Source organism: Aurantiacibacter sp. MUD11 (genome assembly GCF_026967575.1).
Classification (GTDB): domain Bacteria; phylum Pseudomonadota; class Alphaproteobacteria; order Sphingomonadales; family Sphingomonadaceae; genus Alteraurantiacibacter.
Genome location: NZ_CP114054.1, coordinates 2,716,610 through 2,741,897, shown reverse-complemented (window position 1 = coordinate 2,741,897; position 25,288 = coordinate 2,716,610). Strand labels below are relative to the sequence as shown.

At 64.9% G+C, this 25,288-nt stretch carries 27 protein-coding genes; 11 read left to right on the top strand and 16 right to left on the bottom strand.

Going from position 1 to position 25,288, the window contains the following annotated elements; all coding sequences use genetic code 11:
* Positions 1–27: 27 nt before the first annotated feature.
* The 3 genes from OZN62_RS13990 to OZN62_RS13635 are packed head-to-tail and all read right to left on the bottom strand — an operon-like array spanning position 28 to position 1,442.
* Entirely contained in the window at positions 28–501 is a 474-nt protein-coding gene (locus OZN62_RS13990) for a toll/interleukin-1 receptor domain-containing protein (RefSeq protein WP_442864379.1), read from the bottom strand.
* Positions 502–542: 41 nt separating this feature from the next.
* A complete protein-coding gene (locus tag OZN62_RS13640) occupies positions 543–1,031 on the bottom strand; it encodes a TIR domain-containing protein (protein ID WP_269100455.1) in 489 nt (162 codons plus the stop codon).
* A 9-nt stretch (positions 1,032–1,040) separates the two neighbouring features.
* A complete protein-coding gene (locus OZN62_RS13635; protein ID WP_269100454.1) occupies positions 1,041–1,442 on the bottom strand; it encodes a hypothetical protein in 402 nt (133 codons plus the stop codon).
* Positions 1,443–1,582: 140 nt separating this feature from the next.
* On the opposite strand from OZN62_RS13635, the gene OZN62_RS13630 reads away from it, so the two are divergent.
* From OZN62_RS13630 to OZN62_RS13595, 8 genes are all read left to right on the top strand, one after another.
* Complete coding sequence (locus OZN62_RS13630) at positions 1,583–2,326, top strand: hypothetical protein (RefSeq protein ID WP_269100453.1); 744 nt, start codon at positions 1,583–1,585, stop codon at positions 2,324–2,326.
* A 176-nt stretch (positions 2,327–2,502) separates the two neighbouring features.
* Positions 2,503–5,013 (top strand): G8 domain-containing protein, encoded by a 2,511-nt coding sequence (locus OZN62_RS13625; RefSeq protein ID WP_269100452.1) that lies wholly within the window; start codon positions 2,503–2,505, stop codon positions 5,011–5,013.
* A 106-nt stretch (positions 5,014–5,119) separates the two neighbouring features.
* A complete protein-coding gene (locus tag OZN62_RS13620; RefSeq protein WP_269100451.1) occupies positions 5,120–5,656 on the top strand; it encodes a LuxR C-terminal-related transcriptional regulator in 537 nt (178 codons plus the stop codon).
* Positions 5,657–5,733: 77 nt separating this feature from the next.
* Positions 5,734–6,069, top strand: a complete 336-nt coding sequence (locus OZN62_RS13615) for a hypothetical protein (RefSeq protein WP_269100450.1) — start codon at positions 5,734–5,736, stop codon at positions 6,067–6,069.
* A 41-nt stretch (positions 6,070–6,110) separates the two neighbouring features.
* Positions 6,111–6,578, top strand: a complete 468-nt coding sequence (locus OZN62_RS13610) for a hypothetical protein (RefSeq protein ID WP_269100449.1) — start codon at positions 6,111–6,113, stop codon at positions 6,576–6,578.
* An 8-nt stretch (positions 6,579–6,586) separates the two neighbouring features.
* Complete coding sequence (locus OZN62_RS13605) at positions 6,587–7,153, top strand: JAB domain-containing protein (RefSeq protein ID WP_269100448.1); 567 nt, start codon at positions 6,587–6,589, stop codon at positions 7,151–7,153.
* A gap of 13 nt (positions 7,154–7,166) precedes the next feature.
* Positions 7,167–7,364 carry a hypothetical protein gene (locus OZN62_RS13600; protein ID WP_269100447.1) on the top strand — a complete coding sequence of 66 codons (198 nt, stop codon included), beginning with the start codon at positions 7,167–7,169 and terminating at the stop codon, positions 7,362–7,364.
* Between the two features lie 301 nt (positions 7,365–7,665).
* Positions 7,666–8,913, top strand: a complete 1,248-nt coding sequence (locus OZN62_RS13595) for a hypothetical protein (RefSeq protein WP_269100446.1) — start codon at positions 7,666–7,668, stop codon at positions 8,911–8,913.
* Positions 8,914–8,968: 55 nt separating this feature from the next.
* On the opposite strand, the gene OZN62_RS13590 is transcribed toward OZN62_RS13595, so the two are convergent.
* The 3 genes from OZN62_RS13590 to OZN62_RS13580 form a co-directional block, all read right to left on the bottom strand.
* Positions 8,969–10,207, bottom strand: coding sequence for a hypothetical protein (locus tag OZN62_RS13590; RefSeq protein WP_269100444.1), 1,239 nt, complete (start codon positions 10,205–10,207; stop codon positions 8,969–8,971).
* Between the two features lie 84 nt (positions 10,208–10,291).
* Positions 10,292–10,816: a GNAT family N-acetyltransferase gene (locus tag OZN62_RS13585; protein ID WP_269100443.1), complete on the bottom strand. Its 525-nt coding sequence runs from the start codon at positions 10,814–10,816 to the stop codon at positions 10,292–10,294.
* Positions 10,809–11,603, bottom strand: a complete 795-nt coding sequence (locus OZN62_RS13580; protein ID WP_269100442.1) for a LysR substrate-binding domain-containing protein — start codon at positions 11,601–11,603, stop codon at positions 10,809–10,811. Before OZN62_RS13580 ends, OZN62_RS13585 begins: the two co-directional genes overlap by 8 nt.
* Before the next feature lie 122 nt (positions 11,604–11,725).
* On the opposite strand from OZN62_RS13580, the gene OZN62_RS13575 reads away from it, so the two are divergent.
* On the top strand, positions 11,726–14,329 hold the full coding sequence (locus OZN62_RS13575) for a M14 family metallopeptidase (protein ID WP_269100441.1): 2,604 nt from the start codon (positions 11,726–11,728) through the stop codon (positions 14,327–14,329).
* A 202-nt stretch (positions 14,330–14,531) separates the two neighbouring features.
* Here the strand turns inward: OZN62_RS13575 and apaG are convergent, their stop codons facing one another.
* Positions 14,532–14,933 carry a Co2+/Mg2+ efflux protein ApaG gene (apaG, locus tag OZN62_RS13570; RefSeq protein WP_269102188.1) on the bottom strand — a complete coding sequence of 134 codons (402 nt, stop codon included), beginning with the start codon at positions 14,931–14,933 and terminating at the stop codon, positions 14,532–14,534.
* A gap of 61 nt (positions 14,934–14,994) precedes the next feature.
* Positions 14,995–16,203, bottom strand: a complete 1,209-nt coding sequence (locus tag OZN62_RS13565) for a trans-sulfuration enzyme family protein (protein WP_269100440.1) — start codon at positions 16,201–16,203, stop codon at positions 14,995–14,997.
* A 77-nt stretch (positions 16,204–16,280) separates the two neighbouring features.
* Between OZN62_RS13565 and OZN62_RS13560 the strand changes: the two genes are divergently transcribed.
* Entirely contained in the window at positions 16,281–17,555 is a 1,275-nt protein-coding gene (locus OZN62_RS13560; protein WP_269100439.1) for a glycosyltransferase family 39 protein, read from the top strand.
* A gap of 38 nt (positions 17,556–17,593) precedes the next feature.
* Here OZN62_RS13560 and OZN62_RS13555 read toward each other — a convergent pair whose 3' ends face one another.
* The 4 genes from OZN62_RS13555 to recO all read right to left on the bottom strand — a co-directional run bounded on the left by OZN62_RS13555 (position 17,594) and on the right by recO (position 20,954).
* On the bottom strand, positions 17,594–17,998 hold the full coding sequence (locus OZN62_RS13555) for a hypothetical protein (RefSeq protein ID WP_269100438.1): 405 nt from the start codon (positions 17,996–17,998) through the stop codon (positions 17,594–17,596).
* Positions 17,999–18,079: 81 nt separating this feature from the next.
* Positions 18,080–19,246 (bottom strand): glycosyltransferase family 2 protein, encoded by a 1,167-nt coding sequence (locus OZN62_RS13550; RefSeq protein ID WP_442864378.1) that lies wholly within the window; start codon positions 19,244–19,246, stop codon positions 18,080–18,082.
* 50 nt (positions 19,247–19,296) lie between these two features.
* On the bottom strand, positions 19,297–20,355 hold the full coding sequence (leuB, locus tag OZN62_RS13545; protein ID WP_269100436.1) for a 3-isopropylmalate dehydrogenase: 1,059 nt from the start codon (positions 20,353–20,355) through the stop codon (positions 19,297–19,299).
* The gene (recO, locus tag OZN62_RS13540) at positions 20,355–20,954 is read right to left on the bottom strand and encodes a DNA repair protein RecO (protein WP_269100435.1); all 600 of its coding nucleotides are present in this window, start codon (positions 20,952–20,954) and stop codon (positions 20,355–20,357) included. The genes leuB and recO overlap by 1 nt, the downstream gene beginning before the upstream one ends.
* 137 nt (positions 20,955–21,091) lie before the next feature.
* Between recO and OZN62_RS13535 the strand changes: the two genes are divergently transcribed.
* The gene (locus OZN62_RS13535) at positions 21,092–21,469 is read left to right on the top strand and encodes a hypothetical protein (protein ID WP_269100434.1); all 378 of its coding nucleotides are present in this window, start codon (positions 21,092–21,094) and stop codon (positions 21,467–21,469) included.
* Positions 21,470–21,478: 9 nt separating this feature from the next.
* Here OZN62_RS13535 and OZN62_RS13530 read toward each other — a convergent pair whose 3' ends face one another.
* The 4 genes from OZN62_RS13530 to OZN62_RS13515 form a co-directional block, all read right to left on the bottom strand.
* Positions 21,479–23,449, bottom strand: a complete 1,971-nt coding sequence (locus OZN62_RS13530) for a S9 family peptidase (RefSeq protein ID WP_269100433.1) — start codon at positions 23,447–23,449, stop codon at positions 21,479–21,481.
* 66 nt (positions 23,450–23,515) lie between these two features.
* Positions 23,516–23,791, bottom strand: a complete 276-nt coding sequence (locus OZN62_RS13525; protein WP_269100432.1) for an accessory factor UbiK family protein — start codon at positions 23,789–23,791, stop codon at positions 23,516–23,518.
* A 65-nt stretch (positions 23,792–23,856) separates the two neighbouring features.
* A complete protein-coding gene (locus OZN62_RS13520) occupies positions 23,857–24,408 on the bottom strand; it encodes a TspO/MBR family protein (RefSeq protein ID WP_269100431.1) in 552 nt (183 codons plus the stop codon).
* A 98-nt stretch (positions 24,409–24,506) separates the two neighbouring features.
* The gene (locus OZN62_RS13515; RefSeq protein WP_269100430.1) at positions 24,507–25,271 is read right to left on the bottom strand and encodes a TlyA family RNA methyltransferase; all 765 of its coding nucleotides are present in this window, start codon (positions 25,269–25,271) and stop codon (positions 24,507–24,509) included.
* Positions 25,272–25,288 lie beyond the last annotated feature (17 nt).

Sequence of the window (25,288 nt, the reverse complement as noted above, 5' to 3'; positions counted from 1 at the left end):
TGCGGATCCAAGGACAAAAAAGGACTCTTACAAGTCTGACACTTTGATCCCACCGGTCGTAGTTCCGGGTCCCCAAACCCGCAATGTGCCTGCAGTGTCAAAACTCAACCTGCGGTACAGGCCCAAATACTCATTCCCATGATAGTTGCCAGCATCGTCTCGAGTCTCAGCAATCAAGATTGTATCAAGCGACCTTACGCCGTCAGCATAACCTATCTCCCAAGGGCACCATCTCGAAGCCATGGAATTGTGTGTCGCAAGGAATATGAAAAAATCTGTGGTCCGAATCTTCAACTGAATCTTCGAAGCAGTCGTACGATTTGGCTTGGAAGGCAGAGTTGTATCCATCCAATCAATGTAAATCCGCCATCCCTTATTCTGTACGTGCTTCACAAAACCCTCAACAAGAGTTTTGTCTCTATGGCTGTGACATAGAAAAGCAGTTTTTCGACCTAATATTTGCGCCTCATTGATCGATTTCGCCACGATCACTTCGCGCATTCCAGCGGCATTTCTGAGTGTTGAGTAATTAAATGCCACGTCTATCTACCCGCATTTCGAGCCGCTTGCTCTATCCACTGGGGCATATTTTGGTAGCCATTGTCCCGAACCCAGTCATAGTTAGCGTAAATTTCATTTAAGTAGGTTCTGCGTCCACCAGCCGTAATGTGCCAGTTTGAAAGGGGGTTAGGCCCAGCAACATCTGCTCCATGTTGTGGATCGCGAATGCTATGAATGTCGATGGCAAGCATGCCCTTCCCAAGTTCATGGCTGCGCTTGATTTCATAGCCAACCCACTCCCGTAAGTGAGTTTCAGCACCATAAAGCACGACCGTGACCGAGGTGCCCTTAAGCTGCTCTTCAATCCAAGCCTCGATACCACCAGCACGCCGCTTAGCTTGCTCAAATTCAGCCGCGTCATAAAAGGGCTGTGCCTCCCCACCCGGTCTAACGACCCAAGACTGGCGCACTTGTTGTATCCGCCGAACATCCCTTGCGTAGTGAAAACTGAAAAAGACTCGCCTCGCCACACTTACCCCCTATTGCACACCAATATACTTCACGATGATAATAGCTCCGGCAATTGCGCCATGAAACGGGATCAAAGTGATCGAGAAAACGGAACCGATCCAACTAGCTTTACCTTTGACTCTCTCTGTATTCATATCAAAATCCGTATCATTCTCATCCTTTATACGTATCTCATTAAATAGAGCGCGAAAGAGTCTTTCTTGCCATAGACAATAACCATCCAAACCCCAAAAGATGAGCGCAGGAATTAAAGCCAAATACAAGAATTCCGGCTTGGATTCGAAGGATGCCAACGCAAAAAGCGCCGAAGCCAGACCCACACTCCAGCCCTTAAGGAGGAAGGAATTCGTCGAGAGGCGATTGATCACACCTTGAACGAACTCCAAGTGCTTAAGCTTGTTCTCACGCATATCCTGCCCCCAGAATGTGACCATCGGATAACAGAGATATATCTGAAATTGAATAGTATTAACGGCTTTGTACACATATTGTTCTAGCACTGCGCTTCTAGCCTTCCCTACAACCTCCCACCTCTGCTCCACCCGCGACCATGTCGCACCAGAACCTCCCCTCCCGCCCCCGCGCCACGCCGCGGCTGTCTTCTGATGATGCGCCCGAGGACCCTCCCCCTGTAGACGAACCACCAGTTCCGACCCTCCCCGCTTGTGACGAGCTGCCAAAGTCGCGTGAGCGGGCGCGGGGCACCAGCTACGTCACCGCTCCGCCAGAGGCGCTGTCCGCTGACGATCCGCTGCTCGATTTCGCGCCGGTGCCGCATGTGGCTCCGCGCAGGAACTCCATCACGCCGGATCGGCAGCGCAGGTTCATCGCCCATCTCGCCGCCACCGGCATCGTCACCCACGCAGCGAAGCATATCGGGGCGAGCATGGAGGCGCTCTACAAGCTGCGGCAGAAGCCGGGGGCCGAGGAATTTCGCGCCGCCTGGGACATGGCGGTGGATCGCGGTATCGCCCGGCTGGAGGACTGCGCCCTCGCCCGCGCGATTGCAGGGGAGGAGCGCATGGTCGTCTCCGCCGGCAAGCTGGTCGGCACCGAGCGGCGGCATAACGAGGCGCTGGTGATGTTCTTCCTGCGCCACCGCCGCGCGGATCGCTATGGCTCCGACGTGCGGCCCGGCCACCCCCTCTACGAACGCATCCGCGCAGAGGTGCTGGCCGACATGCGCGCCGAGGCCGAGGCGGAGGAGGAGAGCGTGCTCGAAAGCCTCAACCTGAAGCTGGAAGCCATGCGCCTGCGCGAGGAGGAAACCCGCCGCATGCTGGAGGAAGAATGAGGCCCGGTTGGCGAACGCCGACCGCAAGGCCACGCGGCCACCCTGTGCCTTGCCTGTCCGCCGCAGTTACAAATCGCGACGCATAGCGTCTTGGCAAGTGGCCAAGTCGCTGCAAGGATATGCGCCAACGAGAGGGTGCGGGGATCGGGAGTCCCCGACGGAGGGGATTTACGAACATGCCTATTCACGCTCGCCTGCGGTCTGTCTGCCTGGCCTTGCCGGCCATGCTCCTGTTCGCCACCGGCGCGCAGGCCCAGGAGGGTCCGGCGCGCTGGTCCGATCCGGCGACCTGGCCATCGGGGGAAGTGCCGGGCGAAGGCGAGGCGGTGACCATCGCGCGCGGGACCGAGGTGGTGCTCGACGTCAGCCCGCCGGCCCTGCGCAGCCTCACCATCGACGGCAAGCTGACCTTCTCGAACGAGCACGACCTGGCGCTGGCGACCGAGTGGATCTACGTGCGCGGCGGCGCGCTGGAGATCGGCACGGCGGATGCTCCGCACACCTCCAATGCCACCATCACCCTCACCGACACCGTGCCGGGCGAGGACATCAACACCATGGGCGATCGCGGGATCATGCTGATGGGCGGCACGCTCAGCCTGCATGGCGACCGCGAGAACGCCTGGAGCAAGCTGGCGCGCACCGCCGAGGCGGGCGCCACGCAGATCGAGGTGCTCGATGCCTCGGGCTGGCGCCCGGGCGACGAGATCGTGCTCGCCTCGACCGACTTCGACCCGCGCCAGGCCGAGCGACGCCGCATCACCGCCATCGACGGCAACCTGGTCACGCTCGACGCGCCGCTGGAGTACATGCACTTCGGCGAGATCACCTTCGGCGTCGACGAGCGCGGCGAGGTCGGCCTGCTGACCCGCAACATCCTGATCCAGTCGTCGGAGGACTCACAAGAGAGCTATTTCGGCGGACACATCATGGCCATGGCCGGCTCGCGCATGTTCGTCTCGGGGGTCGAGCTCAACCGCATGGGCCAGCACCTGACGCTGGCTCGCTACCCGATCCACTGGCACCTGATCGGCGAGGGCCAGGGCCAGTACGTCCGCAACTCCGCCATCCACGACAGCTTCAACCGCTGCGTCACCGTGCACGGCACCAACAACGCGCGGATCGAGAACAACGTCACCTTCAACACGGTCGGCCACTGCTTCTTCCTCGAGGACGGGATCGAGACCGGCAACCAGTTCATCCGCAACCTCGGCATCCAGACCAAGTGCCATCCCACGCTGCCGTGCGAACCCACGAACCTGACACTGCCGCACCAGAACACGCTGGGCCAGCAGTCCGAGCATGTGCTGATCCCCTCGGACAACACCGTGTCCACCTTCTGGATCACCAACCCGGACAACATCTACCGCGACAACGTGGCGGCGGGTTCCGACCAGATCGGCTTCTGGATGGCCTTCCCGACCCATCCGACCGGGGCCTTCGAAGGAACCGAGATCAGCGCCAACACCTGGCCCGGCCGGATGACCCTGCGCGAATTCCGCGGCAATGTGGCGCATTCCAACTTCGACGGGCTGATGCTCGACCGCGGGCCCAATGCCGAGGGCACCTTCGGCATCGCCGGGCCGAACCTGACCAGCTACGCCGATCCCACGGACACCAGCAGCGAGCTGGTGATCGCCCATTTCGACGACTTCACCGGCTACAAGAACCGCAACGGCGCCATCTGGGGTCGCGGCGAGTACCATCTCTACACCAACCTGAAGCTGGCCGATAACGCCATCGGCTTCACCCATGCCTCGGGCATTCCCGGCATCGCGCCCTTCACCTCGCGCGTGGTCGATTCGCTGTTCGTCGGCGAGAGCGACAATGTCGGCAACCCGCGCACGCCGGAAGAGATCGCCTATGGCCGCAGCCTGCCGGCCGCCGCCGCCGATTTCCCGATCCGCGGTTACGAGTACTACGATTTCCACCATGAAGTGGTGAACACCACCTTCGTGAACTACCAGCCGAACGCGCAGCGCGACGCGGGGGCGCTGTCCTACCTGCTCTACACCAGCTTCGGGATGAGCACCGAGAACTCGGTCGAGGGCCTGACCTTCGTCAACGCCCAACCGGTCAGCTTCCCGCAGATCCAGCGCCGCTGGGCGTCCGACTACGGCCGCAGCGCCGCCTACAAGAGCGCCGCCTTCCGCGACCTCGACGGCTCGGTCAGCGGCATTCCCGGCGCCTATATCGTCATCGACAACGGCATTGCCTCCGACGAAGACGCCTGTGAAATCCGGGCAAGCTGGAACGCCGCCATCTGCGCCGGAGACATCGGGCGTTTCAGCATCGCCGGCGACTTCAACGGCTTCCAGACCGGCCCGATTGCCGAGCCGATCATCCTCCAGCGCAACGGCCGCCGGCTCGAATACATCGGCGAGACTACCATCGGCAGCGGGGCCGAGCTGCGGGTGGAAACCGGCCGCGAGACGCTGGCCCTGTCGCTGCGGGAGATGGACGAGGGATCGTTCGTGATCTTCGAGCTTCCCGGCTTCGCCGCCAGCGCCTCGGGTGCCGAGCAGGCCAGCCTCGACGCGCTGCGCGCCGCCGGAGAAACCGCCTTCTTCAAGGATGACGACAGCCTGTGGGTGAAACTGATGGTCGAAGATGCCGCCGGCGAGGGCACTGTCGTCGAACAGGTCGGCAACCTGCGCGCGCAGGCCACGATAGAAGTACGCCGGTAAGTCGTTCGAGGGCGCCGGCGGAGGCCCCGGCAGAATCTGCAAGCCAACGTTCGCAATTGTCTAGACTTTTGCTATATGCAGTACGCGAAAGAATCTGGAGGTCGCGATGGCCGAGACGCTCGATACCCCCCTGGGGGCGGTATTCGATAATCTCACGGAGAAGCAGCGCGAGACGCTGGAATTGCTGGCCGACGGTCGGACCAGCAAGGAAATCGCGCACCTGCTCGGCGTTTCCGAATCCGCCATTATCCAGCGCATCGAGTCGCTGCGCGCCAAGACCGGCGGCATGCTGCGCAAGGATCTCGCCCGCGAATATCGCCGCTTTCTGGACGAACGCCCGGAGGAAGCGGCAACCTATAACGAAATTACAGGTAACAATTTTCATCTCCATTTCGCTAACGCTGATGCAGATAAGCGCAGTCGGCATTTACCGGAATCGGAGATGCGGCTGTCCGACTCCCTGCAAATGAGCGGGGAGCATTTCTGGGCCGACGATCTCCAGCCCCGGGTGGTGCCAGAGGTGCTCGATGGCAAGCACGCCGGGCTCAACCGCTGGTTGGCGGCAGCCGGCCTGGCGGTAGCGATCAGCATAGCCATGCTAGTCCTGCTCTCCGTTGCAGGTGAACTCAGCCGGCTGTTCTGATCACCCCCTGACTTGCCATCCCTCTGATGTGAACTTCGCTTCCCGGTGCGAGCAACCGGGGCGCTGGAGAGCCATGGATGTTGACCGTCGAAGCCGCCGGTGCGCGTGTCGCCAGGGACCTGGAAGACGCTGAGCGCATGACCAATGAAACTCTTCGCGCTATGAGCCGTCTGCAAATGTCTATGCTGAATGTCCGGCTGGACACCGATCTGCCCCAATACCAGGGACAGATCGCCGTGATCCGCCTGCAGGAAGCGCAGAAGCAGATGGTCGACGCGATGACCAATCTCACCAAGGTCCACAAGGCCATGCGTGACGATTTCACCAAGATCACGGGACTGCCGGATGAACCCGGTCGTTGCCCGGTCACCGGTGAGCTGGAAATCGCCGGGAGAAACACAGCGCTGGGCTGAGCCATTGATTCAGCGGCGCGGGATTGAGGTGACATCACCGCATGGAAGCGCTGCTGATCGAGTATCGGGCCTATATCCAGTACCTGATAATCTTCTCCCTGACGGCATATGCCTTCTGGCGAGGGGACGGCCCCGAGAAGGAAGCGGGCGCCATATTATCAGGCATGGTCGCAATGGATGTGGGCTATCACCTGCTGCTTCCCGAGTCCGGCGTATACAGCGAGGTCGATCTCGGACATCTCGTGATCGACCTCCTGGTTCTCATCCTTCTGGGACGCCTCGCGGTTCGGGCCAATCGGATCTATCCGCTATGGATGCTTGCTGGTCAGATCATCTCGACCCTGATGCACTTCAACAGGGAGCTCAGCCCAACGCTGGACCCGATCGCCTACCTGGTCCTGACCCGGATGCCATCATACTTGCAGATTATGGCGCTGGGTGTGGGATTGGTGGCGCATCGGGTCCGAGTTCATCGCTACGGTACCTACCGGTCCTGGCGCAATTCCTGACGCCGCTGGTGGGCAACAAGGCCCACGAGACGTCGCAGTTGCTGTTCCGTCGGTTTGGAAACATTTCCAATATCCTCGACGCAACACCGCAGTCGCTCCGGGAAGCCCTGCCCGGGATGCCGCAGGTCGGCGATGCCATCACGGCCGCCAGCCAGCTTTCCCGGGCAGGCTTTTCCGAAGCGTTGTCAAACGGGCAGGTTTCGGTCGAGGACCAGAAGTTCCAGGACTTCCTGCTCGCCACCCTGCAGGCCGAAGTCAGCGAGAAGCTGCTGGCGATCTACCTGACCCAGGACGGTAACCAGCTGGCGCAGGACCTGGCTTCGGTGGGATCGCGGGATTCGCTGGCAATCCGGCTGCGCCCGCTGATGGAGCGGGTCTTCGAACTGAAGGCCGCGGGTTTCCTGCTGGTTCACAACCACCCTTCCGGCAATGCCACTCCCAGCGACGATGACTGGGACGCCACGCACAAGCTGCGGTCGATCGCCAAGGCGCTCGACTGCGTGCTGTTCGATCACCTGATCGTGGGCCGCGGAGCAATCTACAGCATGGCGAAACGACAATTTCTGCGAAGGTAAGGACATGCCAGACGTGAAAGAAAAGAAACCACCGAGGACGAAAAAGTCCTATCCGCCGAATAGTGGGAGTGCATTCAGCTGGAAATATTCCAGCCTTGACGGCGTGCTCGCCTCGTCTCTCTCCGACGACATCAAGGGCACCTGCCTTGATCTGGCCCATGAAGGAGAAGCTCGTCTCGAGCTTCGAAAAAGCACGAAGGGAAAGACCTAGGAACTGCCGGTCTGTCTGTTCCCTTGAATCCGGACGTTCCGTGGAAACGAGCCTGGCGCGGATCGTGAGGCCCCCCAAGGAAATGCCCGTGCGATGGCACTGGATTCCCCTGATCGGCCTGCCAAGCGTCCTCGTGGCCACAGGGGACAAACCACCATCCACTTCACAGGATTTGCATTTCCGTCACCGCGATGTCGATTCATGAGCAGCGCCTTGCCGCCGACCACCTCCCGGCTTGTCCATCGAAGAATTCCCGATTACAACGCCGGACAAAATCAATTTGGTCCGGGAGAACCACGTAATGATCCGCCGTCTCAGTCTTGCGCTTGCCACCACTGCCGCCCTGGCGCTTACCGCGCCCGCCGTCTCGCAGGAGCGTCCCGCCGACCTGACCGAGCTGCCGCCGGTTCCCACCGATTACGAGCCGGACCGGCTGCCCTGGGGCGATTACGACTTCACCGGCACCTGGCCGATCGAGCCGATCAACAACGGCCGCATCCTGTTCCAGCGCCCGGAGCAGTATGGCGATCGATTCTGGGTGACCGACGAGGAATTCGAGCGCCGGCTGCAGGCCGCGCGCGGCAACGACGGTAACTTTACCCAGGCCAACGAAAGCGGCATCGGCGCCGGCGGCACGGAAGGTCTGGAGGAATGGTTCCTCAGCACCGACTGGGCCAAGTCCACCGCCATGCTGGTCTCGCCCGCCGACGGCCAGCTGCCCGACCTGACGCCCGAGGGCATGGCGCTGTTCCAGGCCGGCCGTTCGGGCTGGGTGCCGGGACAGGCCTACGACTGGGTCGACGATTTCGATAGCTGGGATCGCTGCGTCTCGCGCGGCTTCCCCGCCTCGATGTACCCGTTCCGCTACAACAACGGCATCCGCGTGTTCCAGTCGCCGGGCTACATCACCATCATGCTGGAGATGCTCGGCACCCGCGTGGTGAAGATCTACGACAGCGAGGAAGCCGCCCACGCCGCCAAGTGGGACGAGCCGGTCGAGGCCTGGATGGGCAATTCGCGCGGCTGGTGGGAAGGCAAGACGCTGGTGATCGAGACGACCAACATCGTCTCCGGCGATAGCGCCACCGAGGATGTCTACGCGCGCTCGGCGGCCCCGCTGAACATGGCGACGCAGTTCACCGGTACGCTGGACGTGCCCGCCTTCAACACCGTGCCGATGAGCACCGAGGCGATGACGGTGGAGCGGCTGACCATGACCGGCCCCAACACCATCATCCACGAGCTGACCTATTCGGACCCGCAGGTCTACACCCAGCCGTGGTCGACGCGCCTCGCCTGGGTGCGCGACGACGACTACGAGTTCTACGAATACGCCTGCCACGAAGGCAACTACATGCCGCGCGACTACATCAGCGCCAGCCGCGCCCAGCAGGAACGGATCGCGCAGGGCCTGGAAGAGCCGGTGACCGCCGAGAACGACGATCGCAGCCGCTTCGCCCGCCCGTTCGACTGGGATCCCGGCGTCGGCCCGCGTCCCGGCTTCGGACCGCCCCCGCCGTCGGATGACGAGGAAGGCGAAGACGGCTGATACGAAAAGGGCGGGGCCAACACCCCGCCCTTTCTCTTTGTCGTGAAGCCAGCCGTCAGTCGCGCGGGCGCGGCGCGGGCGGCGGGATCATGATCGGCGGCGCGTCCATGTCGTATTCCGCGCGCGCTTCCATGCCCTCGGTAATCACCAGCGTATAGGCGCCGGCCGATCCGCCATAGCCCTGCGCGCGGATGCGCAGGGCATCCAGCATGGCCGGCTGGTCCGCCAGGCGACCGAGGTCGACCGGCAGCAGCGAATTGAGGCTGCCCGCCCCGTCGTCGTCGGAATCGACCACGGCGAAGCCCAGCGGGGTTTCGAAGCCCAGCTCGATATAGGGGTCGATGCTGCCGCCGAAGTCGAGATCGCCGCCATCGACCGCGTTCATGCGGATGGTAACGGCGCCATCGCCCGCGCGAATGGCGGCCTTGGCCTCTTCGCTCAGCTGGTAGTCGATATAGGTCAGCATCAGGCTCTCGCCGTCGGCCCAGCCCGAGGCCAGTTCGCCGCTGGCCTCGTCGTCGATGCCGATCACCTGCAGCGGCAACTGCACCATGCTGTCGCGCCGCTCGCGCACGCGCAGCAGGTATTCGCCGGTGCTTTCGCCGTAACCGCTGGCGACAATGGTATAGGTTCCGCTCTCCGCGAAGGTATGACGGAGCAGCGAGTTGAGACCGTTGCCGCCGTCGTCGTTGCTGGCCAGCGTTTCGCCATCGGCATCGCGCAGTTCGAGATAGGGATCGAGCACGTCATCCTGCGCCACCAGCGCGATTTCGACCAGTTCGCCGGCCACGCCCTCGATGGTGAAGAGATGCGGTTCGCCCACGATGGTGCCGCTCTCGCGGGCGCCATAGGTCACCGCGCGGGTTGCCACCTCGACATATTCGCTGGTGGAAAGGCGCAGGTCGAAAGTGCCGCCGTAGGTCTCGCCTTCCTCGACCCATTCGGCATCGTAGCTGTCGACCTCGATGGTGATGCGGCGGCCGTTCTCGCCGGCGATGCGCACGCGCGAGTTCAGGCCCTCGCCGCCATCGTCGTCCTCGGCCAGCAGTTCGCCGTTGGCATCCATCACCCGCACCACCGGGTCGAGCTCGCCCGTGGCGATCACGTCGATCAGCATGGAGCTGTCTGCAGGGACGGTGACTTCAAACACCGCCGGGGCACCATCGATGCGGCCCTGGTAAACGCGCACGTCGCTGCGTTCCCCGTCGAGGTCGCGCACCTGTGCCAGCACGGGCGGTGAAAGCACGGCGCTGACGCCTGCCAGCAGCGCGGTGTAACGAATGATCTTCAGCATCGAGAATTCCCCCTGCAATCCCGTTTCGGGCGTAACCGCCTATTGGCAGCACATCAGTTGTAGCGCGTCAAAGCTTAATCTGCCCTACCCGCGCCATTCATCCTCCAGCAGGCCCCACAACCACGTGTCGGCCCAGCCGATATGTGTCTTCATCGCGTGGCGCAGGTGCGCCTCGCGCGTGAAGCCGAGCCGTTCGAGCAGGCGGTTGGAGCGGTGATTGCGCGGATCGACATCGGCAAACACGCGGTGGAACCCCTCGACCCGGAACAGGTGGGTGATCAGCGCGGTCAGGCATTCGCGGGCAATGCCGCGGCCCTCGTTGCCGGGGACGAGGATATAACCGATCTCCGCCACCCCCTCGAGATCGCTGCTGGCGACCATGCGGAACACCGGCGCGCCGCCTTCGCGCGGTTCCGCCACCCAGGTCCGCCCGCGCCAGCCGCTGTCGAACAGGTAGTCGCGAAACTCGCCGCGATCGCCAAAGGGCGCGCGCGACCAGTAGCGCATGTGTTCGTCGTCGGAGAATGCGGGCCAGAGAGCGGTGTCGTCGCCGTTCTGCAGCGGGCGGCAGGTAAAGCGCGGAGTGCTGAGGACCGGGGTATCAGCCATCGGCGGTGAGGAATTCCACCAGCGCCCTGACCTTCTTCTGGCGCCATTGCGGGCGCGGGGCGACCAGCCAGTAGGCGCGGCGGCAGTCTTCCTGCTGCTCGACCGCTTCCAGCCGTCCGTCGGCCAGCGCTTCTGCCACCAGCGGCAGCGGCAGCCAGGCGCGGCCCAGCCCGGCGATGGCGGAGGACAGCACCTGCCCGGCATTGCCGACATGCAGCACGACCTCGGCACCTTCCGGCGGCTCATAGGTGGGCCAGCTGATCCAGGCCTCAGGCGCACCCGGCGCAGCCACGCAGACCTTGCAGCCGGGCACCAGCTGCACGCCTTCCAGCTCCTCGGGGCCGTCGACCAGCCGGATGGCGAGGTCGAGATTCGCCTCGGTGAAGTCGGCATTCTCGTCAGCGGTCAGCTGCACGGTGACTTCGGGATTGGCCTTGCGGAATTCCGCCAGCCGCGGGGCCAGCCACTGGGCATAGAATTCGCGCGGGCAGGCAATCGCATAGCTGGAAGAGCTTTGCCCCGCCTGCATCGCCTGCACGCTTTCCTCGAACTTGAGGAAGCCGTCGCGCAGCGAATCGAGACCGGCGGCGGCCTCGTCGGTCAGCTCCAGCCCCTTGGAAGTACGGCGAAAAAGCACCACGCCGAGCACGTCTTCCAGCGCGCGGATCTGCTGGCCCACGGCAGCGGGCGTCACCGCCAGCTCGTCCGCCGCACGGGTGAACGAGAGGTGCCGGGCAGCGGCATCGAATACGCGTAGGGCGTTCAAGGGCAGGTGCGTGCGTTTCATGGTCTTGTCGCCGCACCTAGGCTGGCTGGCGCGCGGCGGCAAGCCGGTAGACCCTTTGGGCGCTTGACCCCGGCTCCCCCCGCGCACATGCAGGGCGCCTCAGGGACTCACGGGAGACTTGCATGCTTCGCCTGCTTACCGGCCTTTTCGCCGCCATGCTGACCATTGCCACGCCCGCCACGGCGCAGAGCATGCTGGACGGCAATTTCGATCCGGCAATTCCGACGCTGGAAGAAGTGGCGGGACACCGCTCCGGCGAGCAGATCACCCGCCCCGACGTGGTGATCGACTACATGCAGGCGCTGGCTGCGGCCGCCCCCGCACGCATGCGACTGGTGGAATATGCACGCAGCTGGGAAGGCCGCCCGCTGGTCTACGCCATCCTGACCAGCGAAGCGAACATGGCGCGGATCGACGACATCCAGGCCGACATGCAACGCATCGCCGCCGGCGGCGCCCCTGCCGCCGACAGCCTGCCGGTGACCTGGCTCACCTATGGCGTGCACGGCAACGAGATCAGCAGTTCGGATGCCGCGCTGGTGCTGGCCTACCACCTGCTCGCCGCGCAGGGTGACGAGCTGGTCGACACCATCCTGTCCAACTCGGTGGTGATCATCGACCCGATGCAGAACCCCGATGGCCGCGCGCGCTTCACCAACGGCTATTACCAGCAGCTGGGGATCGCCCCCTTCGGCGACCGCTATACCGCCGGCCATGACGAGCCGTGGCCGGGCGGGCGCTTCAACCACTACCTGTTCGACATGAATCGCGACTGGTTCGCGCTGACCCAGCCGGAAACGCAGGGCAAGGTCGCCGCCGTGCGCGACTGGCAGCCGGTGGTGCTGGTCGACGCGCACGAGATGAGCGGCGACGACACCTATTTCTTCCCGCCCAGCGCCGATCCCTTCAACCCCTACATCACCGCCGACCAGCGGCAGAAGCAGGACCTGCTGGGACGCAACAACGCGGCCTGGCTGGATCGCCTTGGCGTGCCCTATTTCACCCGCGAGGTCTTCGACGCCTTCTATCCCGGCTATGGTGACACCTGGCCGACGCTGAACGGCGCCATCGCGATGACCTTCGAGCAGTCCTCCGCCCGCGGGCTGGTGTGGGATCGCCGCAATGGCGAGACGCTCACCTATGCCGAGGGCGTGCGCAACCACTTCGTCACCACGCTGGCAACGGCGGAAACGGTGGCGCGCAATGCCGACATGTTCCTGCGCGACTATGCCGAATATCGCCGCAGCGCCGCGCAAGGCGCGGTGGGCACCGGCTGGTTCGTGATCGACCTGGCCGACCGCCGCTGGAACGCCGAAGCGCTGGCCCGCCGGCTGGCGCACCAGGGCGTCGCCGTGGGCCGTGTGGAAGGCCCGGCCAGCGCCTGTGGCCGCTCCTACCCGCAGGGCTATCTCTCGATTTCCATGCGGCAGCCGACCGCGCGCCTGATCCGCAGCCTGCTGGATGACGACGTCGAGCTGCCGGCCGACTTCATCGACGGGCAGGAAGAACGCCGCGCCAGCGACCTGCCGCACGAAATCTACGACACCACCGCATGGTCTGTCGGGCAGATGAGCGGGCTGGATGTCGCCGAATGCAATTCCGCCGCAGCCGGAACGCTGGTGGAGGCCGGGTCCTCCATCCCCGACATGGCCCAGTCGCCGGGGGCCTTCGGCCTCGCCGTGCCGTGGACCGACAGCGGCCAGGTGCGGCTGGTGGCAGAGGCGTTGAAGGGCGGCCTGGTGGGCCGTTCCACCGACACCGCCTTCACCGTCAACGGCCGCGAGTTCCCGCGCGGCACGGTGGTCTTCTCGCGCGGCGACAACCCGGACATGGGCCAGCAGCTCACCGACCTCGCCCGCTCGATCGGGGCCGAGACGGTAGCGCTGGAAAGCGGCTGGGTGGATGACGGGCCGAACCTGGGCAGCGACAAGTTCGTGCGCCTCGCCATGCCGCGCGTGGCCATGCTGTGGGATGACGGCGTGTCGCCGCTCTCCGCCGGCGCCGCGCGCTATGTGATCGAACAGCGCTTCGGCCTGCCGGTCGCACCGATCCGCAGCGGCACGGTGGCCCGCGCCGAACTGGCCGACTGGGACGTGATTATCGTTCCCGACAGTTTCGACCTGCCCTCCGCCGCACAGGGTGCGCTGGCGCGCTACGTGCGCGGTGGCGGCGTGCTGGTAGCCTACGGCGACTCGCTGGCGAGCTTTGCCAGCGGGGACGATGCGCTGTTCTCGACCAAGCGCGAGACCGTGCTGGGCGGCGAGCCGGCCGATGACGACGAGGACGAAGGCGATACCGCGCCCGGCACCGCCATCACCGATGCGGCGACCTATCGCGAGGCCATCGTCGATCCCTCGCGCCGTCCGGACACCCTGCCCGGCGCAATGCTGAACACCGTGGTCGATGGCGAGAACTTCCTCGCCGCCGGTTACGACGGTTCCGCGCCGGTGGTCTTCGCCGATGGCTCGCTGATCCTCACCCCGCTCACCCTGTCGGACGGCGTCAACGTGGTGCGCTATGCCGCGGCGGACGAGCTGGTGGCATCGGGCTACGTGTGGGACGAGAACCGCCGCCAGATGGCCTGGAAGCCCTACATGATCGCCGAAGCCAACGGCCGCGGCCTCGCCATCGGCTTCGCCCACGACCCGACCGTGCGTGGCTACCTCGACGGGCTGGACCTGCTGCTGGCCAATGCGGTGATCGTGGCGCCTGCACGGGTAAGGTGATGGTTTGTTTAGCCTCAGGCGGCGGCGGACCTGTCCGGGCCCTTAGGCTTTCGCCCTGCCGGGCGGCGATGACATCGCCAGTTTGATACCAAGTGCGGGACACGGTCGCACCAGCGACCGCAAGGCCGAACGGCCGCCCGCAGCGGGCGCAGCTTTGCTGCGCGTCTAGCGAGGATGAACCCGCGGAGGCGGGTTCTTGGAATTAAACGGAACTATCAGCAGGCGCGGCGAGCGGGAACTGCGGGATCGCCACTTCGAACAGCGTGCCGTCCGCATGGGCGAAGGTGTAGTGGCCTTCCATCGAACCCATGTTGGTCGTCAGCTCGCAGCCGGAGACGTAGTCATGCGTCTCGCCCGGTGCCAGGATCGGGGTTTCCCCCACCACGCCCTCGCCATCGACGATGTTCACCATGCCGTTGGAGTCGCTGATCCGCCAATGGCGGGTCTTCAGCTGCACCGTCTCGTCCCGGCCGTTCTCAATCCGGATGTGGTAGACCCAGAACCAGCGCCCCGCCCCCACGCGCGACTGTTCGGGCATGAAATTGACCGATACGCGTACGGTAACCCCCGCGGTAATCGCGACATGCTGGAACAGCGAGGAGATGGCGGCCTGAGTCATCGCCACCAAGGTAGCGGGATTCAAATGCGCGGCAAGGGGCTTGCGATCAAAGCCCCACTTTCCCGAGTGCCTGGTCAAGGTCTTCGAGCAGGTCGAGCGGGTCTTCCAGGCCGACGTTGAGGCGGAGCATGCCGTCCTCGATGCCTGCCGCCGCGCGGCCTTCTGCGCCCATGTTGTAATGGGTGGTGCTGGCCGGGTGGCACATCAGCGATTTCGAATCGCCGATGTTGTTGGAGATGTCGATCAGCTCCAGCGCGTTGCACAGCGCCATCGCCTGCTGCTGCCCCTTCGGCGCGAAGAAGGCGAAGATCGGGCCGGCGGCCTTCATCTGCTTCTTCGCCAGGTCATGCTGCGGGTGGCTGGCGAGCCACGGGTGCAGCACGCGCAGGCCGCGATCCTCGAGGAATTTCGCCACCTGCACGCTGTTCTCGCTCTGGCGATGGGCGCGCAGGTCCAGCGTCTCCAGCCCCTTCAGCACGACCCAGGCGTTGAACGGCGCGCAGATCGGGCCGGTATTGCGCTGGAACGGCGAGAGATAGTCGTCGATCCATTGCTGCGAGCCACAGACCGCGCCGGCCATCACCCGGCCCTGCCCGTCCATCAGCTTGGTGGCGGAATAGGCGACCACGTCGGCGCCGAAATCCATCGGGCGCTGCAGCACCGGCGTGGCGAAGGCATTGTCCACGACGGTGACGATGCCCTTCGAGCGCGCGAGGCCGCAGACGAATTCGAGGTCCACCAGGTCCATCGTCGGATTGGCGGGGGTTTCGAAGAAGAACGCCTTGGTATTGGGCTGCACGGCGGCTTCCCAGGCGGCATTGTCGGTGCCGTCGACCACGGTATGCTCGATGCCGAAACGGTTGAGCACGTTGTCGAGGATCCAGCGGCAGCTGCCAAACGCAGCGCGGCCCGCCACCACATGATCGCCTGCCGAGAGCATGCACAGCAGCGCGCTGGTCATCGCGGCCATGCCGCTGGCCTGCGCCAGGCAAGCTTCCGCCCCCTCCATCGCGGCGATGCGCTGTTGCAGCATCTCCACCGTGGGGTTCTTGAAGCGGGAATACTGCATCCCCTCGGCCTCGCCGGCGAAGCGCGCGGCGACTTCCTCGGCGGAATCGTAGGTGAAGCCGCTGGTGAGGAACAATGCCTCGCTGGTTTCGCCATGCTGGCTGCGCAGCGTACCGGCGCGCACGGCCTGCGTTGCGGGGCGCCACCTGGCGGTGACGGCGGGATCGGATCCGGTGGTCTTCTTCATTGCGACGTCCGTTTAGGGGCGCTCTGCCGATTTGCCAATTGCCCTCCGTCCCTCGCGCAATTATCGCAAGCCCTTCTATGAGCGAACCTCCCGCACAAGCCCGCGACCCGTTCCTGTGGAATTGCGCCATCGCGCTGGCCTTCGTCGCGGCCTGCGCGGTGCGCCTGACCGTCCCAAGCACGCCCTATTTCGACGAGGTGCACTACCTGCCCGCCGCGCGGGCGGTGCTGGACCTGGGCTTTGCCACCAACCTCGAGCACCCGCCGCTGGCGAAGCAGATCATGGCGCTGGGCATCATGCTGTTCGGGGACGAGCCGCTCGGCTGGCGCCTGATGAGCGTGGTGTTCGGCGCGCTGGCGCTGTTCGCTTCCATGCGCGCCATGTGGTTCGCCAGCGGCACCCGTGCAGCCAGCCTGCTGACCGGCCTGTTCGTGTCGACCAACTTCCTGCTGTTCGTCCATGCCCGCATCGCCATGCTCGACGTGTTCATGGTCGGCTTCATCATGCTGGCGCTGTGGATGTGCGCGGGCGCGGTGCGCGAGAACGAGACCGCGCGCTGGCGGCTGGCCATTGCCGGGGTGGCGCTGGGCTGCGCCATGGCCAGCAAGTGGAACGCCATTCCGCTGGCCGTGCTGCCCGGCCTCACCTTCCTCGGCGCACGCCTCTACGCCGGCCGTCGCCGCCCGGTGCGATCGGTGCGCGGCTGGCCGATCGGCGGGATGAGCCTGTGGGAAGCCGCCATCTGGCTCGGCGCCCTGCCGCTGGCGGTCTATGCCCTCACCTTCTGGCCGTTCCTCTACTGGCAGGTGCCCTCGGGCAATCCGGAGGGGCTGGTCGACCTGCACCGGCGCATGCTCGCCTTGCAGACGCAGGTACCCGAACCGCACAATTACATGAGCCAGTGGTGGGACTGGGTAATCAACAGCCGGGCCATCTGGTATCTCTACGAGGACATCGACGGCGCGCAGCGCGGCGTGATGCTGATCGGCAACCCGGTGACCATGTGGTTCGGCCTGATCGCGCTGGGCTGGTGCGCCTGGGTCGCCTGGAAACAACAGCGCTGGGACGCGGCCGCGCTGGTGGTGCTCTACCTTGCCAGCATCGGCCTGTGGCTGATCGCGCCCAAGGCGGTGCAGTTCTACTTCCACTATTTCCTCGCCGCCATGGTGCTTTCTGCGGCGCTGGCGCTGGCTGTCGAACGGCTGTGGCAACGCGGCGAGCGGGTGGTGCCGTGGGTGCTGTGCCTCGGCTCGCTGGGGTTCTTCCTCTACTGGTTCCCGATCCTGACCGCCGCCCCGCTGGACGACCCGCAGGACTTCCTGAAATGGGCGTGGACTACCGGGTGGCGGTGACTCCGCAGACACCCGGTAGCCTCATCCCTTGGCGGTGATCAGCCAGCCGAAGGGCTGACAGTCACTTCGTCACCGGCATCGGAGGTAGCGGTGAAGGAGCCGTCTTCGCCCGGCTCGCCTTCGCTCCAGCAGAGCGCTTCCGCGCCTTCCGCATTGCTGGTGAAGCACGACTTCCCGTCGACCACTTCCCAAGTGCCTTCCTCGGTCACGTTGCCGTCGGCGTCGATATCCTGGTAGGTGCCATCGCCGTTGAGCACCGAGGTGCTGAGAGTGCCGTCAGCAGCGGTGACGCTGAACGTGCCCGCCGCGGTGCCGTTGGCGGTTACCATCGCCGCTTCCTCGACGACTTCCTCTTCGACGACCGGCTCTTCGACGGCTTCTTCCGCACAGGCGACGAGCAGGATCGGTGCGGCAAGTGCCGCGATTGCTGCAATCTTACGCATTGAACTTCCCCCTTCAACGCGACCCGTGGCGGCGAGATAGCACCGATTGCCGGGTCTGGGGAAGTGAAGCCGAATTCCGGCCTAGCGGAAGCGGCCCCAGACGAACTTGCTCGACAGGGCGTAGTTCCACACCGAAGCCAGTGCGATGCCGACCAGCGCGGCTGCCCACCAGGCGAAACCGTTGGCTTCCAGCATGGCTGCCGCCGCCACGTTGGCGAAGGCGCCCACGGCGCAGGTGGCGCAGAAGCCGACCCAGCCCCAGAACATCGCCTTGGCACCTTCCAGCTTCTTGTCGCGATAGGTGAGCAGGTTGTTCAGCCAGAAATTGAAGGTCATCGCCACCATGGTGGCAATCGCCTGCCCCAGCGCGAAGGTGCTGCCGAAGGCGAGGTAGACGAGGCTGAGCACGGCCATGTGCACGAAGACACCGAGGCCACCCACCGTGCCGAACAGCGCAAAGCGCGTCGGGATGATGCGGCCGAGGTAGCGTTCGTACAGGCCGGCAATGAAGTCCAGCGCGACCCCGTGGTCGAGCTTGCTCTCGCCGCTCAGGCGCTCTGCAAATTTCAAGGGGAATTCCTTTACCCGTAGCTGCGGCCGCGCGGTGGCGAGAATGTCGAGCATGATCTTGAAGCCGATGCCGGAAAGGCCCGGTGCCTGCTTGCGCAGCTGTTCGGTGCGCAGCAGGAAGAAACCGCTCATGGCGTCGGTCAGTTCGGTGCCGGTCAGCTTGCGCGCCAGGGCATTGGCAACGCGGCTGCCCTGCTCGCGGCCCTTGCTGGACAGGCCGTCGGCATTGCCGCCTTCGGCAAAGCGGCTGGCGTAGGCGAGATCGTATTCGCCCGATTTCACCGCCTGCAACATGTCATTGAGCAGCGCGGGATCGTGCTGGTGATCGGCATCCATCACCGCGACGAAGGGTGCGGCAGTGGCGCACATGCCCTCGATTGCGGCGCTGGCGAGGCCGCGGCGGCCGATGCGCTGGATTACGCGGATGCGCGGATCGGTCTGGCCGATGCGGCGGGCTTCCTCGGCAGTGCCGTCGTGCGAATTGTCGTCGACGAACACGGCTTCCCAGCCCGAGGGGCCAAGCGCCTTCTCGAGCCGTTCGACCATCGGCGCGATATTGCCGCGCTCGTTCAGCGTGGGCAGCACCACGGCCAGCTCAAGCGGGCGCGAAGCCTGCACCTTCGCCAGGGTGGCGGCGCTGTCGATATGCTGCTGGAACTGCTCGTGGCTCATCTTCATGCACCCGGATTACGGCGAATTGTTAACCATAAGGTTACCGCCACTGCGGGCTAGAGCCTTGCCAGCACCGCATCGCCGATTTCGCCCGTCCCGGCAGAGCCGCCGAGGTCCGCGCCGAGCACGCCGTCTTCCAGCGCCTTGGCAACGGCCGCCTCGATGCGCTTCGCCTCGTCCTCGCGGCCCAGCGAGTGACGCAGCAGCATGGCGAGCGAAAGGATCATGGCCATCGGGTTGGCCTTGCCCTGCCCGGCAATGTCCGGCGCGCTGCCGTGGATCGGCTCGTACATGCCGAAGGTGCCGAACTCGGTCTGCCGTTCGCCCAGCGCGGCGCTGGCGAGCAGGCCGATGGAGCCGACGCACATGCTGGCCTGGTCGGAAAGGATGTCGCCGAACAGGTTGCCGGTGACGATCACGTCGAACTGCCCCGGCGCCTTCACCAGCTGCATGGCGGCATTGTCGACATACATGTGCGACAGCTCGACGTCGGGATATTCCGCGTGAGTCTCGATCACAATATCGCGCCACAACTGGCTGGTTTCCAGCACATTTGCCTTGTCCACGCTGCACAGGCGGCCCTTGCGGCCCTGTGCCGCGCGGAAGGCGACATGGGCGATCCGGCGCACCTCGTCCTCGGCATAGGACATGAAGTCGTAGCCCTGCCGCCGACCGTCATCGAGCGTGCGCATGGCCTTCTCGCCGAAGTACACGTCGCCGTTCAGCTCGCGCACGATCAGGATGTCGATCTGGCGGGCCACTTCCGGGCGGAGGGCGGACATGTCCTCCAGCCCGGGGAACATGGTGGCGGGGCGCAGGTTGGCGAACAGGCCCAGCTGGCTGCGCAGGCCGAGGATCGCCTGTTCCGGGCGCAGGTGGCGCTCCAGGTTGTCGCACTCGGGATCGCCGACTGCGCCGAACAGCACGCCATCGGCGGCCCGGGCCATGTCCAGCGTCTCGTCCGGCAGCGGGTGGCCGTGGCGCTTGTAGGCTGCGCCGCCCACGTCGCCTTCGAACAGCGTCAGGCCGGGCAGCGACAGCGCGTCGAGCACGCGGCGCGCCTGGTCCATGATTTCGGGGCCGATCCCGTCACCGGGGAAGAGTGCGATTTTCATCAGGTCATCCGTCCAAGCAGTTCGCGCAAGCGTTGCCGCGCGGCCATAACGTCTCCTCGCTTGTCGGCAAGCAGGTAGTGGTCCAGCGAGGGCGCAAGCGCGTCCATCGCCTCCAGCACCTCGGCCATGTCGCCCTCGGGCCGGCGGTCGGCCCCGCCATAGCCGAGTTCGCGCAGCAGCAGGATTTCATAGCCGACCAGCGCGCTGGCCCAGCCGCGCGCGGAAGGAGCATGGCAGACGGCAGCAAGCGTCGCGCCCAGCGCATCGAACAACGAAGGGTAAGGCTGGCGTTCCGGCAAGGAGGTGGCGGTGAGCGCGGTGAGCCAGCCGATGGCGGCGGCGGGCAGCGGCTCTGCCAGCCACGGCCCACGGCTTTCGGTCAGCTCCACCTTGGCGAAGGGCAGCTGGCTTTCCGAACGGGCCGAGAGTTGCAGGTCGACAAGGTTGCCGGGGATGACCACCGGGCGCAGCTGCCGCCCGCGTCCTCCCGCCACGTATCCGGCGACGATGCCGTATTCCGCGGTAAGGAACCGCGCCACCACGGCCGTTTCGCCATGCTGACGGGCGGCGACAAGAATGGCAGGCGCGCGGACATGCATCGCACCCCTTTGCGCATTGCCTCCTCGCACCGCAAGGCCATGAGCCTTGGCGCGGCACCCCATTTGCTCTATCATGCTGGAAAAAAGGGATGAAGGGGCGAGGGATGAGAGGCGCTTCGACACTTTTTGCACTGGCCATGCTGTCCAGCCCGCCAGAGGCTGACGCGCAGCAGCAGACCACCACCGATGCGCTGCTGGAGCTCTATTCGGAGATGTGGGCCATGGCGGGCATCTGTTCGCAGTACCCGCAATTCCGCGTGAACAGCGAAGACCTCGCCACCCGGCTCAACACCGACATTTCCCGGCTCGCAGCCGACCAGCAACACGTGATCGTCAACCGCAAGAACGAGAAGCTGGAAGAGATCTCCGTCCGCGTGGACGAACTGGAAGCCATGCCCCGTGGCGGCGATCGCAACGAGGCGGTGGAAGACAATACCGCGGCGCTGCTTACGCGTTGCCAGCGGCTGGCCAACCACAGCCTCGCCCGCGATTACTTCTCGCGCCGCCCCGGCTAGGGTTGCGGGCTAGCCCGCTTCCCCCAGCTCCAGCACTTCTTCGAGGAATTCCGCCTGCTTGCGGAAGTAGTAGAGCCGGTTGGCCAGCTTGCGCCAGCCGTGGCCTTCGTCGGGAATGCGAATGAAATCGGCGCGCACGCCACTTTCGCGAAGGGCCCGCACCATCACTTCAGTCTCCGCAATATCGACGCGGGGATCGTTGACACCGTGCGAATAGAGCACCGGCACGCGGATGGCATCGGCGCGGAAGACGGGCGAGATCTCCCCGTAGAAATCGCGCCAGCGCTGTTCGGAAATGTCGCCATATTCGATGCGGTCGGCGGCCTTGAGGCTGGGTGATGCCACTTCCAGCGCGGTGATCCAGTTGCCCACGCCGAACAGCGAGACGCCGGCCGCGAAGGCATCGGGATAGTCCGCCAGCACGGCATTGACCATGTAGCCGCCATAGGAGCCGCCCATCACCGCCGCGCGGTCACCGTCGACCAGGCCATCGGCATCGAGCGCCGCCAGCAGGTCGACGAGGTCACGAACCGAATCCAGCCGGCGCTCGCGGTCATCCAGCGTGGAATAGGTGCGTCCCAGCCCGGTGGAGCCGCGCACGTTGGGTTCGAACACCGCCACGCCGCGCGCGACATGGTACTGCGTCACCGGGTCCCAGGTGGGGCCGGACTGGCCGCTGGGCCCGCCGTGCACGCTGAAGACGACCGGCGGTGCATCCTCACCCGTCCCGGCGCCTTCGGGCAGGTAGAGCATGCCCTGCAGTTCCACCCCGTCGCGCGCCATGTAGCGCACCACCTGCGGGCGCACGAGATTCTCCGGATCAAGACCCGCCATGTTGGAGGCATAGACGCGCGTCGCCTCGGTTTCGCCGGGGGTGAAGCTGTAGATGTCGCCCGGCACCTGCCAGCCGTTGACGCGCACGATCGCCTTGTCGCCTTCGCAGTCGAGCGCATAGCTGCCTTCGGGCAGTTCAGGAGCGGCGACGGATTCGCCGTTGGCAATGTGCCAGAGGTGCAGGGTGTCGAAGCCGTCCTGGCTTTCGGTCCAGGCCGAATACTCGTTGTTGGCACCGCAGAATTCGAGATTGCCGACATCGCGATCGACCGCGTGATAGACCTGCGTCTCCCCTGTCCCGATCGCATATTCCGACAGGGCGCCGAATTCGCGGCCGACACTGCTGGAGAACAGGAAGGCGGAGGAATCCGCTGTCCATTCGAACCCGCCGAGTGAATGGCTCGCGCGATCTTCCACCGGCGGGGCGCTGATCGTGGTCAGTTCGCGGGTTTCGAGATCGAGCAGGTGGAGATTGTCGGCGTCCTCGCCCACGCCTTCGGTGATGATGGCATAGCGGCCATCGGGCGACATCCCGCGCGTGTAATAACCGAAGGTGCCTTCGTAGATGAGCTCGGAATTGCCTTCCAGGTCGCCGCGCCAGATGTCGAAATCGCGGCCATTGCGCACGGGGCTAGAGTAGACGTAGCTGCCATCGTCGGCGAAGCCGCCGAAGATGCGGAAGTCACCGGCAGCGGCGGGCAGGATCGAACGTTCCTCCGTCCCGTCGCGGCTGATCCAGAAATAGCCGGGCTGTTCGTTGCCGTCGCGGTCTGCGGCGTAGATCAGGCCGGAGCCGTCGGGCGTCCAGGCGAAGAAGGTCGGCCCGGTGCGGAAGGTCAACTGCTGCGGCTGACCACCAGTGGCGGGCATGATCCAGACTTCCGGCTGCCCGGTAACACTGGAGGAAAAGGCAATCAGTTCGCCGTCGGGTGACAGGGCCGCCCCGCCCGCCCCGCTGGCCAGCAGGTAGCGGGCGATGTCAGCAGGCTCGTCACCCGCCAGGCCGATATCGGCGTCGGAGCCATCGGGCTCCATCGCCTCGATGCTCATGTCGGGGCCGCTCTGGCCTCCGAAAGCGGTGTCCTGCGCGAAGGCAGGCGCGGCGACGCAGGCGGTCGCGGCTAGCAGGCTGGCATGAAGGCGCATCGGTCAACTCCCTGTTGGTCAGGGGCAGACACAAGCACGTTTGGGGATGTTACGGAAGAGGAAGCCTCAGTCGTGCTTCGCGGGCGGGCCTTCGTGGCCGAACACCTTGGCCTCCAGCGCGTCGATACGCGCTTTCAGCGCGTCGTTTTCTTCGCGGGCCTTGGCCGCCATGTCCTTCACGGCGTCGAATTCCTCGCGACCGACGAAGTCGAGGCCGCCCAGCGCTTCCCGCATCTTCTCGCGCGCACCTTCGCGCGCCTCGCGACTCATGCCGGCCATGGTGCCAGCAGCCGAATTGGCGAGTTTGACGAAGTCGGCGATGATCCGGTTTTCGCTTTGCATAAACAATATGTGGGACTTCGGAGGGAGATTCTCAAGAAGAAACGTCGCGCGCACCAAGCGCGGGACTACAGCTCCATCCGCTGTACCGCCCCGCTATCCCGGATATATTCCGCATGGGGGTTCAGCTCGAGGAACTGCCAGTTGAGCACAGTCGCGAACAACACCCAGGCGAGGTAGGGCAGCAGCAGCACGCCGGCCCAGGCGCGCACCTTGAAGAACAGCAGCACGGTTACCAGCAGCGCGGCGTCGAGCAGGATCAGGATGACCAGCGCCAACCGGATATCGTGCATGCCGAAGAATATCGGCGACCACGCCAGGTTGAGCGCGAATTGCACCAGGAAGACGAGGATCGCCCATACCCGCACGCTCGAACCCCAGGCGGCGCAGACCAGCGCCAGCGCAAGGCCCATCATGAAGTAGAGGATCGACCAGACGATGCCGAAGGTTGCCGGCGGCGGGAAGATGGCGGGCTTTTCCAGCGCCTGGAACCACGGGCTATCGGCGCTGCCGCCCACCTGTCCCGAGAGGAAACCCAGCAACATCACGGCGGGCACGATGAACAACGACCAGCGGATCAGGCTGGCACGCAATTGTGCGGGTGACGCAAGGCGGTTCATCGGTTCAGGCAACTCCGTGATTCGAAATCCGGGGCAACTTGGCGAGACCCCGCCACACTGGCAAGTCGTCTCAAAGGCTCTGTCCGCATTCGGGATTTCTACTGGCCGCGAACCGCGTTGACGAGGAATTCGACATTCCCCTCGGTTCCCGTGATCGGGCTTTCGACCAGCCCCTCGATCGTCCAGCCGCTGTCGCGCAGCCAGTCGCACACCTCGTCGCACACGCGCTGGCGCAATTCGGGCTCGCGCACGATGCCGCCCTTGCCCACCTCGCCCTTGGCGACTTCGAACTGCGGCTTGATCAGCGCGACAAGGCGGCACTTCGGCGCGGCCAAGGCCAGCGGCACCTCCAGCACCTTGGCCAGGCCGATGAAGCTGGCATCGCAGACCACCCAGTCGCAGGGCCGGTCGATCAGCTCGGGCGTCAGCGCACGGGCATTGGTCTGTTCCAGCACGGTGATGCGCGGATCCTGCCGCAGTTTCCACGCCAGCTGGTTGGTGCCGACGTCCACGGCAAAGACGTGCTCTGCCCCGTGGTGCAGCAGCACTTCGGTAAAGCCGCCCGTCGAACTGCCGATATCCATCGCCACCGCGCCCTTCGGGTCGAGACCGAAATGCTCGATCGCGTGCGCCAGCTTTACCCCGCCGCGCCCGACCCAGGGATGGTCGCGCCCGCGCACCTCCACCTGCCAGTCAGGCTTCACCTGCTGCCCCGGCTTGTCGATCCGTTGCAGCTTGCCCGGCAGCCCGGCGAAGACGTGCCCGGCCATCACCAGCGCCTGTGCACGGGTGCGGCTTTCCGCTTCACCGCGCTCGACAAGCAGTTGGTCGATCCGTTGTTTAGATGGCTTGCGCTCGGTCATCGGCAACGCGATAGAGC

Coding starts and splice junctions, on each gene's coding strand:
- OZN62_RS13990 (WP_442864379.1), bottom strand. CDS start 501: ATGCGCGAAGTGATCGTGGCGAAATCGATCAATGAGGCGCAAATATTA.
- OZN62_RS13635 (WP_269100454.1), bottom strand. CDS start 1,442: ATGCGTGAGAACAAGCTTAAGCACTTGGAGTTCGTTCAAGGTGTGATC.
- OZN62_RS13630 (WP_269100453.1), top strand. CDS start 1,583: ATGTCGCACCAGAACCTCCCCTCCCGCCCCCGCGCCACGCCGCGGCTG.
- OZN62_RS13625 (WP_269100452.1), top strand. CDS start 2,503: ATGCCTATTCACGCTCGCCTGCGGTCTGTCTGCCTGGCCTTGCCGGCC.
- OZN62_RS13620 (WP_269100451.1), top strand. CDS start 5,120: ATGGCCGAGACGCTCGATACCCCCCTGGGGGCGGTATTCGATAATCTC.
- OZN62_RS13615 (WP_269100450.1), top strand. CDS start 5,734: ATGTTGACCGTCGAAGCCGCCGGTGCGCGTGTCGCCAGGGACCTGGAA.
- OZN62_RS13610 (WP_269100449.1), top strand. CDS start 6,111: ATGGAAGCGCTGCTGATCGAGTATCGGGCCTATATCCAGTACCTGATA.
- OZN62_RS13595 (WP_269100446.1), top strand. CDS start 7,666: ATGATCCGCCGTCTCAGTCTTGCGCTTGCCACCACTGCCGCCCTGGCG.
- OZN62_RS13590 (WP_269100444.1), bottom strand. CDS start 10,207: ATGCTGAAGATCATTCGTTACACCGCGCTGCTGGCAGGCGTCAGCGCC.
- OZN62_RS13585 (WP_269100443.1), bottom strand. CDS start 10,816: ATGGCTGATACCCCGGTCCTCAGCACTCCGCGCTTTACCTGCCGCCCG.
- OZN62_RS13580 (WP_269100442.1), bottom strand. CDS start 11,603: ATGAAACGCACGCACCTGCCCTTGAACGCCCTACGCGTATTCGATGCC.
- OZN62_RS13575 (WP_269100441.1), top strand. CDS start 11,726: ATGCTTCGCCTGCTTACCGGCCTTTTCGCCGCCATGCTGACCATTGCC.
- OZN62_RS13565 (WP_269100440.1), bottom strand. CDS start 16,203: ATGAAGAAGACCACCGGATCCGATCCCGCCGTCACCGCCAGGTGGCGC.
- OZN62_RS13560 (WP_269100439.1), top strand. CDS start 16,281: ATGAGCGAACCTCCCGCACAAGCCCGCGACCCGTTCCTGTGGAATTGC.
- OZN62_RS13555 (WP_269100438.1), bottom strand. CDS start 17,998: ATGCGTAAGATTGCAGCAATCGCGGCACTTGCCGCACCGATCCTGCTC.
- OZN62_RS13550 (WP_442864378.1), bottom strand. CDS start 19,246: ATGAAGATGAGCCACGAGCAGTTCCAGCAGCATATCGACAGCGCCGCC.
- leuB (WP_269100436.1), bottom strand. CDS start 20,355: ATGAAAATCGCACTCTTCCCCGGTGACGGGATCGGCCCCGAAATCATG.
- recO (WP_269100435.1), bottom strand. CDS start 20,954: ATGCATGTCCGCGCGCCTGCCATTCTTGTCGCCGCCCGTCAGCATGGC.
- OZN62_RS13535 (WP_269100434.1), top strand. CDS start 21,092: ATGCTGTCCAGCCCGCCAGAGGCTGACGCGCAGCAGCAGACCACCACC.
- OZN62_RS13530 (WP_269100433.1), bottom strand. CDS start 23,449: ATGCGCCTTCATGCCAGCCTGCTAGCCGCGACCGCCTGCGTCGCCGCG.
- OZN62_RS13525 (WP_269100432.1), bottom strand. CDS start 23,791: ATGCAAAGCGAAAACCGGATCATCGCCGACTTCGTCAAACTCGCCAAT.
- OZN62_RS13520 (WP_269100431.1), bottom strand. CDS start 24,408: ATGAACCGCCTTGCGTCACCCGCACAATTGCGTGCCAGCCTGATCCGC.
- OZN62_RS13515 (WP_269100430.1), bottom strand. CDS start 25,271: ATGACCGAGCGCAAGCCATCTAAACAACGGATCGACCAACTGCTTGTC.